7 protein-coding genes are annotated in these 8,478 nt (G+C 73.1%); 4 read left to right on the top strand and 3 right to left on the bottom strand.

Going from position 1 to position 8,478, the window contains the following annotated elements:
• Positions 1 to 96: 96 nt before the first annotated feature.
• Entirely contained in the window at positions 97 to 876 is a 780-nt protein-coding gene (locus ABZ570_RS31895; RefSeq protein ID WP_358071557.1) for an SDR family NAD(P)-dependent oxidoreductase, read from the bottom strand.
• 170 nt (positions 877 to 1,046) lie between these two features.
• Here ABZ570_RS31895 and mshA point away from each other — a divergent pair, with 170 nt between their 5' ends.
• From mshA to ABZ570_RS31880, 3 genes are all read left to right on the top strand, one after another.
• Positions 1,047 to 2,411: a D-inositol-3-phosphate glycosyltransferase gene (mshA, locus tag ABZ570_RS31890; protein WP_358071555.1), complete on the top strand. Its 1,365-nt coding sequence runs from the start codon at positions 1,047 to 1,049 to the stop codon at positions 2,409 to 2,411.
• A 72-nt stretch (positions 2,412 to 2,483) separates the two neighbouring features.
• Positions 2,484 to 3,017, top strand: a complete 534-nt coding sequence (locus ABZ570_RS31885; RefSeq protein ID WP_358071553.1) for a YbjN domain-containing protein — start codon at positions 2,484 to 2,486, stop codon at positions 3,015 to 3,017.
• A gap of 76 nt (positions 3,018 to 3,093) precedes the next feature.
• Positions 3,094 to 4,182: a hypothetical protein gene (locus tag ABZ570_RS31880; protein WP_358071551.1), complete on the top strand. Its 1,089-nt coding sequence runs from the start codon at positions 3,094 to 3,096 to the stop codon at positions 4,180 to 4,182.
• Between the two features lie 370 nt (positions 4,183 to 4,552).
• Here ABZ570_RS31880 and ABZ570_RS31875 read toward each other — a convergent pair whose 3' ends face one another.
• The gene (locus ABZ570_RS31875; RefSeq protein WP_358071549.1) at positions 4,553 to 5,827 is read right to left on the bottom strand and encodes an MFS transporter; all 1,275 of its coding nucleotides are present in this window, start codon (positions 5,825 to 5,827) and stop codon (positions 4,553 to 4,555) included.
• A 311-nt stretch (positions 5,828 to 6,138) separates the two neighbouring features.
• Complete coding sequence (locus ABZ570_RS31870; protein WP_358071547.1) at positions 6,139 to 7,455, bottom strand: MFS transporter; 1,317 nt, start codon at positions 7,453 to 7,455, stop codon at positions 6,139 to 6,141.
• Between the two features lie 151 nt (positions 7,456 to 7,606).
• Here ABZ570_RS31870 and ABZ570_RS31865 point away from each other — a divergent pair, with 151 nt between their 5' ends.
• The gene (locus ABZ570_RS31865; RefSeq protein WP_358071545.1) at positions 7,607 to 8,374 is read left to right on the top strand and encodes a phosphoglyceromutase; all 768 of its coding nucleotides are present in this window, start codon (positions 7,607 to 7,609) and stop codon (positions 8,372 to 8,374) included.
• Positions 8,375 to 8,478 lie beyond the last annotated feature (104 nt).

Below are 8,478 nucleotides of genomic sequence, written 5' to 3'. Positions count from 1 at the left end.
CCTCCGTTCGCGACTGCGGGGCTCGCAACCCCGGCTCACTCCTCGCGCTTCACCAGCGCCGCCTCCGTTCGCGACTGCGGGGCTCGCAACCCCGGCTCACTCCTCGCGCTTCACCATGCGCCGGTGCACCTTGTGCTGGGCGGCCTGCGCCAGCGGACGGACCACCAGCTGGTCGATGTTCACATGGTGCGGGCGGGTGGCGCACCAGGCGATGCAGTCGGCGACATCGTCGGCGACCAGCGGCTCGGCCACCCCGGCATAGACCGCCGCGGCCCGCTCCGCATCGCCGTCGAAGCGGACCAGGCCGAACTCCTCGGTCTTCACCATCCCGGGATCGATCTCGATCACCCGGACCGGACGGCCGCACAGCTCCAGCCGGAGCGTGCCGGCGATCGCGGTCTGCGCGTGCTTCGCGGCGGTGTAACCGCCGCCGCCCTCGTAGACGACGTGGCCGGCGGTGGAGCCGACGATCACGACGGTGCCGGCGCCGGACGCCTCCAGCGCGGGCAGCAGCGCCTGGGTGACCCGGAGCGTGCCGAGCACGTTCACGTCGTACATCCACTGCCAGTCACCGACCGATCCGGACTCGATCGGATCCAGGCCGCGCGCTCCGCCCGCGTTGTTGACCAGCAGGGTGACCGGGCCCGGTGCGGCGGCGGCCGCCGCCGCCAGGCCGGCGACCGACTCGTCGGAGGTGACGTCGCACTCGACAGCGGTGGCCGCGCCACCGGCGGCCCGGATCTCGGCGACCAGCCCGGCCAGCCGGTCGGTACGCCGGGCGGCGGCGAGCACGTGGAAGCCCTCGGCGGCCAGCCGGCGGGCGGTGGCCGCGCCGATCCCGCTGGACGCCCCGGTGACGATGGCGACAGAGGTCATCCGGTCATTCTCTCCCGCGTCCGCAGCGGCGCGGTGATGAGGTCCGTCACGCCCGGGACCGGCCGGCACGCATTTCCGAAGCCCGATCGGGAAGATGACACCCGGCGCGGAGGTTGACCGAGAAGCGCCGGTCGTGCGGGACGGCATCAACCGTGACAGAGGGAGCGGACGTGGCGGAAGTGCACACCGGTGTCGGTCGTCAGCGAGGTGCCCTGCCGTGGCCGCAGCCGCGCCGGATCGCCACCCTCTCGGTGCACACCTCGCCGCTGCACCAGCCCGGCACGGGCGACGCGGGCGGCATGAACGTCTACATCCTCGAGGTGGCCCGACGGCTGGCCGAGGCCGGCGTCGAGGTCGAGATCTTCACCCGGGCCACCTCCGGCGACCTGCCTCCGGTGGTCGAGATGGCGCCCGGCGTACACGTCCGGCACGTCACCGCCGGCCCGCTCGAAGGGCTGACCAAGGAGGAGCTGCCCGGGCAGCTCTGCGCCTTCACTGCCGGCGTGCTGCGGGCCGAGGCGGCCCGCCCGCCGGGCCACTACGATCTGATCCACTCGCACTACTGGCTCTCCGGTCAGGTCGGCTGGCTGGCCAAGGAGCGCTGGGGCGTGCCGCTGGTGCACACCGCGCACACCCTGGCGAAGGTCAAGAACGCCCAGCTCGCCGCCGGGGACCGGCCCGAGCCGAAGGCCCGGGTCATCGGCGAGGAACAGGTGGTCGCCGAGGCCGACCGGCTGGTCGCCAACACCCGCGTCGAGGCCCGCGACCTGATCACCCGGTACGACGCCGATCCCACCCGGGTGGCCGTGGTACGGCCCGGCGTTGACCTGGACCGGTTCCGCCCGGCCCCCGGAGACCGGGACGCCGCCGTGCGCGCCGCCCGCCGTCGGCTCGGGCTGCCCGCCCGGGGGTACGTGGTGGCCTTCGTCGGCAGGATCCAGCCGCTCAAGGCCCCGGACGTGCTGATCCGGGCGATCGCCGCGCTCCGCTCGCAGGATCCCGAGTTGGCCGACGAGGTGACCGTGGTGATCTGTGGCGGCCCCAGCGGCAGCGGCCTCGACCGTCCCGCCGCCCTGATCGAGCTGGCCGGCTCGCTCGGCGTCGCCGACCGGGTGCGCTTCCTGCCGCCGCAGACCGGCGAGGACCTGCCCGCGCTCTACCGGGCCGCCGACCTGGTCGCGGTGCCCTCGCACAACGAGTCGTTCGGGCTGGTCGCGCTGGAGGCCCAGGCGTGCGGTACGCCCGTCCTCGCCGCCGCCGTGGGTGGCCTGGTCACCGCCGTACGCGACGGGGTCAGCGGGGTGCTCATCAACGGCCACGACCCGGTCGACTGGGCCCGTACGCTGGCCCGGCTGCTGCCGGACCGGCTGCGCCGGGCGACCCTGGCCCGGGGCGCGGAGCGGCACGCCCGCAACTTCTCCTGGCACCGCACGGTCTCCGGCCTGCTCGAGGTGTACGGGGAGGCGATCGCCGAACACCGCGCCCGGCTCACCGGCCAGCTCTCCGCCGACCCCGCCCTGTCCTGCTCCTGGTGATCTCCCTCTGGCCGGGCCGGGCGGCCCGTCGCCCGACGGCGGGTTCCGGGCGGCGGCCGTAGAGTGGGTGCGGTGAGCCGCAGGAGTCAGGTCGCCGCGCTGATCGAGTCGGTCTGCGCCGAGCGCGAGCTGGAGTGGGAGTCCACCGGCGAGGCGTCGTACGCGGTCACCCTGCCGGGAACGCACAAGCTCAAGACGGTCTGCAACCTGATCGTCGGCGAGCACGCGCTGCGGGTCGAGGCGTTCGTGATGCGCCAGCCGGACGAGCGCCGCGAGGAGCTCTGGGCCTGGCTGCTTCAGCGCAACGCCCGGATGTACGCCGTGTCCTTCTCCATCGACGCGGTCGGCGACGTCTACCTGACCGGCCGGGTCAACCTGGCCGGGGTGGACGAGGCTGAGCTGGACAGACTCCTCGGCGCCGTGCTGACCTACGCCGACGAGTCCTTCGACAGCATGCTGGAGATCGGCTTCGGCACCGCCATCCGGCGGGAGTGGGAGTGGCGGGTCAAGCGGGGGGAGTCGACGGCCAACCTCGCCGCCTTCGCCCACCTCTTCGCGCCGTCGACCGGCAGCACGTCCGCCTCCGGCGGTTCGGACCCGTCCTGACGGGTATGCCGCACCGCGCGGTGCGGCACTTGGGACCCACCGCGGGCCGAGGACGGACTGTCGAGGAGCGTGTCCCATGGCTCAGCGCATCAGCTCAGGTCGCGGCACGACTGCGACGAGGACCAGACGGCAAACCGGCAACCAGACCCCGAACACGCCGCGGATCTCCGAATCCGAGATCTCCCGGATGCGGGTCGACGATCTCCGTAGCCAGCTCCGCCGACGCGGGGTCTCCGGGATCTCCGCGCTACGCAAGCCGGAACTGGTGAGGACGTTGGCCCAGACCTTGCGGGCGGAGGGCCGCCGCGGGGGCGCGGCACGCGGCGCCACCGGGCCGGCCGGTCGCGCCGCCGCGAAGAAGACGGCTGCCAAGAAGGCTCCGGCGAAGAAGGCCGGAGGCAAGGCGGCACCGGCCGCGAAGGCCATTGGCGCGCGGGCGAAGAAGGCCGCCCCCGCGAAGAGGGCCGCCGCGAAGAAGGCACCCGCCATCAAGCGGGCGGTCCCCGCGAAGAAGGCCGCCGCCAAGAAGGCAACCACCGCGAAGAGGGCAACCACCGCGAAGAGGGCACCGGCTGCGAAGAGGGCACCGGCTGGGCGGAAGGCGGCCCCGGCGAAGAAGGCCGTGTCGGCGCGGAAGGCGGCCCCCGCGAAGAGGGCGGCCCCCGCGAAGAAGGCGGCCACTGCGAAGAGGGCGGCCCCCGCGAAGAAGGCGGCGGCGACGCGGGCCCGGGGGGCGACGACGACGGCCGCGGGTGGGCGGGCGGCGCCCGCAGCGGGCGGTACGGCGGCGACCCCGGTCCGGACGGGCCGGACCTCGGGGCGCTCGGTGCGGTCGTCCCAGCAGATCACGTCCCTGGAGGACCGTCCGGAGCGTCCCGGCCGGAGCCTGGTGACCGCCAACCACGACGTCATCCAGCGTTGGGCGCGGGACCGGGGCGCCAAGCCGGCCACGATCGCCGGAACCGAACGCGAGGGCCGGCCCGGTGTGCTGACCTTCAACATCCCGGGGTGGCGGGAGAGCAGCCGGATCCGGGAGATCACCTGGGAGGACTGGTTCCGGACGTTCGACGCTCGGCGGCTGAACCTGATCTACCAGGAGCAGCTCCGGGACGGCCGGCAGAGCAACTTCTTCCGGACCGAATCACCTGATCGAGAGGACGCCTGAGGTTTACGGGAATGGCTGGCGGGAACCCGCTGTTGGCCATCGGAGAGGACCCGGAACGGGCCGGACGGATCCCCGACACAGGCGTTGTGACGGGCGAAACAGTAATCCGAGTTGAATCCAGAATCCGGGCGAACTAACTTTATTGCACCGCGTCCCGCTTGTAATCGTTCGGGGGAGCGGCGGATCGATCAGATCCGCGCAAGCGAGGCGCGAGGGATCGGGTGGAGCACACCGTTGGGGGACGGTGCCACCCGAGGAACCGGCGGCGCGAGCGGGCGACGCTTACGGGGGTGAGTGTCGCCCGCCGCCGCCGGGTGTACGGAACGAGCGCCCACCACGACAACGTCGCGGTGGGCGCTCGCCGTAACCGTCAGCTGCGGACCGGTTCCGCTTCCCGCTGTTCCGGCCGCAGGGCGGCGACCCGCCGTTCCCGCGGCGGCCCGGCGAGCAGGTGACCGACCGCCGCGACCAGGCCCAGCCCGCCGACGACGAGCCAGTGCCCGTCGCCCAGGTGCTGAAGGCTCAGCCCGCCCAGCGCCGGTGCCACGAAGGACGCCGCCGGGAAGGTCAGGTAGAAGACCGACTGGTAGCGGGCGCGCAGCGCCGGTGGTGCCAGGTCGGCGTTGATCTGCGCGTTCGGCGGCGCGGCGAGCATCTGGCCGACCGTCCAGACCACCGCCGCGCCCAGGTACAGCGGCAGGTCGTCGGCGACGGCCAGGGCACCGAAGCCGAGCGCCATCAGCCCGGTGGAGACCGCGAGCACGGTCGACTTCCGGTACGGCTCGATCAGCCGCGGCACGAAGAGTTGCCCGGCCACGATCAGCGCGCCGCCGAGCGCCACCACCAGCCCGTACGCCGAGGGGCGCAGGCCGTCCGCCCGCATCGCCAGCGGCATGATCGTCGAGGTCTGCATGGTCAGCACGGCCAGCAGGAAGGTGAGCCCGACGAAGGCGAGGAACGTGCGGTCGGTCAGCGCGGTGTGCAGGCCACCTCGCCGCGGCCGGCTCGTAGGACCCGGCGCGGGCGATGCGTCGCCCCGGCCCGCCGCCCGGGTGCTGCGGAGGAGCGTCTCCGGGACCTTCAGCGCGATCACGACCGCGGCGGCCACCGTCGCCGCGGCGTCGACCAGGAAGAGCGCGACGAAGCTGGCCTCGGCGAGTGCGCCGGCCAGCAGCGACGCCACCGCCATGCCCAGGTTGAACGCCCAGAACTGCAGGTTGAAGGCGCGCGAGCGACGTTCCTCGGGCACCACGTCCACGATGGCCGCGACGAACGCCGGGCTGGGCATCGAGTGCACCACCCCGACCAGCGCCGCGAGCACGGCGATCACCGCCAGGTCCCGGCTGAACGCCAGCGCCGCCATCAGGCCGGCCGCGCCGAGGTGCGCGGCGAGCAGGGTCGCCCGCCGGCCCCACCGGTCGGCCAGCACCCCACCGAGCAGCGTTCCGGCCGCCCCGCCCGCCCCGTACGCGCCGACCACGGCGCCGGCGAGCGACGCGGAGGCACCGCGGGCGGCGGTCAGGTAAAGCGAGAGGAACAGCATCGCGAAGGCGCCGGCCCGGTTGATCAACAGCCCGGACCAGAGGTACCAGAAGGTGGCGGGCAGGCCGCCGGCCGTGTCGTTCCACCAGCGCCGCAGGCGCACCCGTCCTCCATGAAGGTTTGTTAACAGCCGTCCGTCGGACGACCCTAGGAAGCCGGCCCGGCCGGCGCCAGAGTGGCCCTGGTCACGACGCGACCCACGACCGCCCGACCCGGTCAGAGCACTTCCGGGGCGCAGGTAGCCCGGCCGAGCCGCGGTAAACCTGATGACGCGGTTGGATCGGAAGCGGGGGAGCCGGAGACCGGATCGTCAGCCCGACCGCGACGAGATCCGCCCCTGGCGGGCGCGCGGGAGCCCGTCGTGCCGGCCGCTGCCGGACCGGCCGGACGCCCCGGGTGCGTCGGCGTCGTACCTCAGGAACTGGTCCGGGCCGGCTCGGCGGGCGCGGGCTCGCCGGCCTCCGGGGCCGGCGGCCGGACCAGGGTGACCGGCCGGACCGGCGCGACGGGACCGCGGAGCTGAGCGGCGCGCCGCTCCCGGGCCGGGCCGGAGAGCAGGTGGGCCACCGCCATCGCGGCGCCGATCGCGGCGCACCCGAGCCAGAGCGCGGTGTTGCCGACGTGCTCCCGGACGAGGCCGCCGAGGATCGGGGCGGCCGCCCCGGCGATCTGCCAGGAGAGCGAGAAGACGCCCTGGTAGCGGCCGCGGAGCGCGCCGGGGGAGAGCTCGGCGATGAGGGTGGCGTTGGACGGCGAGTTGAGCATCTCGCCGACGGTCCAGATCAGCACGGTCAGGCCGTAGAGCCAGGCCGCGTCGGCGAACGCGGTGAGCCCGAAGCCGGCACCCATCACCAGCGCGGCGAGCGCCAGCACGTGCGAGCGGCTCCGACCCTTGATCAGCTTGGGCACGAAGAGCTGACCGATCACGATCAGCACGCCGTTGAGCGCGATCACCGAGCCGTACGTGGCGGGACTCAGGCCGGAGTCGCCCATCGCGATCGGCAGCATCGAGATGTGCTGGAGGAAGACCAGCGCGGCGAACAGGTTGAGCGTCACGAAGAGTAGGAAGACCCGGTCGGTGAGGATGGTCCGCAGGGCACCGGCGGGAGCACCCGCGCCCTTGACGACCGGGCCGGTCGGGACGGACCGGGTCTCCCCGACGCGGGCGAAGATGATCAGCGCGGTGATCAGCGTGGTCGCCGCGTCGACCAGGAAGAGCAGCAGGTAGCCGGCCTGGGCGGCGACGCCGGCGAGCACCGCGGCGCAGGCGAAGCCGAGGTTGATCGCCCAGTAGTTCAGCGAGAAGGCGCGCAGCCGGTCCTTCTCCGGCACGACGTCGACCATCATGGCCCCGAACGCCGGGCGGGCCATCTCCGCGAACGCGCCGAGCAGCAGGGCGCCCAGCGCGACCGCCCACAGCGGCCGGGCCAGGCCGAGCGCGACCATCAGGGCGGCCGCGCCGATCTGTGCGGTGAGCAGCGTCGGCCGCCGTCCCCACCGGTCGGTCAACGTGCCGCCGATCGTGGTGCCGACCGCGCCGCCGACCCCCCACATCCCGATCACCAGGCCGGCCTGCGAGGCCGAGAAGTGCCGTTCCTGGGTGAGGTAGATGGCCAGGAAGACCAGGACGAACGAGCCGAGGCGGTTGATCAGGGTGCCCGTCCAGAGATACCAGAAGGATTTCGGCAGCCCGCCCGTGGTGTCCCGGAACCAGCTGCGTACCGTCCGCATCCCGACGCCCCCGTTTTGGTAATGACCAATGTCTTCGTAGCGCCTTACAACCTAGTCCCGCCCCGGAGCACCGGTCATCAGGTTTTCCACGTGGTGGTCGTCACCACCGGTCCCCGCGTGTCCGCCCAGTGCGTACGGCAGGATGATCCGCATGACTGCGAGCGAGGGGCCCACCGTCGGGACGCTGGTCCTGCTGCGGCACGGCGAGAGCGACTGGAACGCCAAGAACCTCTTCACCGGTTGGGTCGACGTCGACCTGACGGCCAAGGGCGAGAGCGAGGCGCGGCGCGGCGGTCAGCTGCTCCGTGAGCACGGCCTGATGCCGGACGTGGTGCACACGAGCGTGCTGCGCCGCGCCATCCGCACCGCCGAACTGGCGCTCGACGCCGCCGACCGGCACTGGATCGCGGTGCGCCGGTCGTGGCGGCTCAACGAGCGGCACTACGGCGCGCTCCAGGGCAAGAACAAGAAGCAGACCCTGGACGAGTACGGCGAGGAGCAGTTCATGCTCTGGCGCCGGTCGTACGACACACCCCCGCCGCCGATCGACGACAACGACGAGTGGTCCCAGGTCGGCGACCCCCGGTACGCGCTGCTGCCGACCGAGCTGATGCCGCGGACCGAGTGCCTCAAGGACGTCGTCGAGCGGATGCTGCCGTACTGGTACGACTCGATCGTGCCGGACATCCTGGCCGGCCGGACGGTGCTGGTGGCCGCGCACGGCAACTCGCTGCGCGCCCTGGTCAAGCACCTCGACCAGATCTCCGACGAGGCGATCGCCAAGCTCAACATCCCGACCGGCATCCCGCTGCGGTACGACCTCGACCCGGACCTGCGCCCGCAGACCCTCGGCGGGACGTACCTCGATCCGGAGGCCGCGCGGGAGGCCGCCGCCGCCGTCGCCAACCAGGGCCGCTGAGCCGTAAGTGGTGACCCTGGTGGTGAACGTCGCGGTGTCGGTGCCGGGACAGTAGGTCACCGTCGCCTCCGCCTCACAGCCGCCGTTGAAGGTGTTCGAGTACT

Origin of the sequence: Micromonospora sp. NPDC007271 (assembly GCF_040634005.1) — a bacterium.
In the GTDB taxonomy this organism is placed as follows: Bacteria; Actinomycetota; Actinomycetes; order Mycobacteriales; family Micromonosporaceae; genus Micromonospora.
Note: the sequence above shows the minus strand (reverse complement) of the source record. Positions and strands in the feature narration are given on the sequence as shown.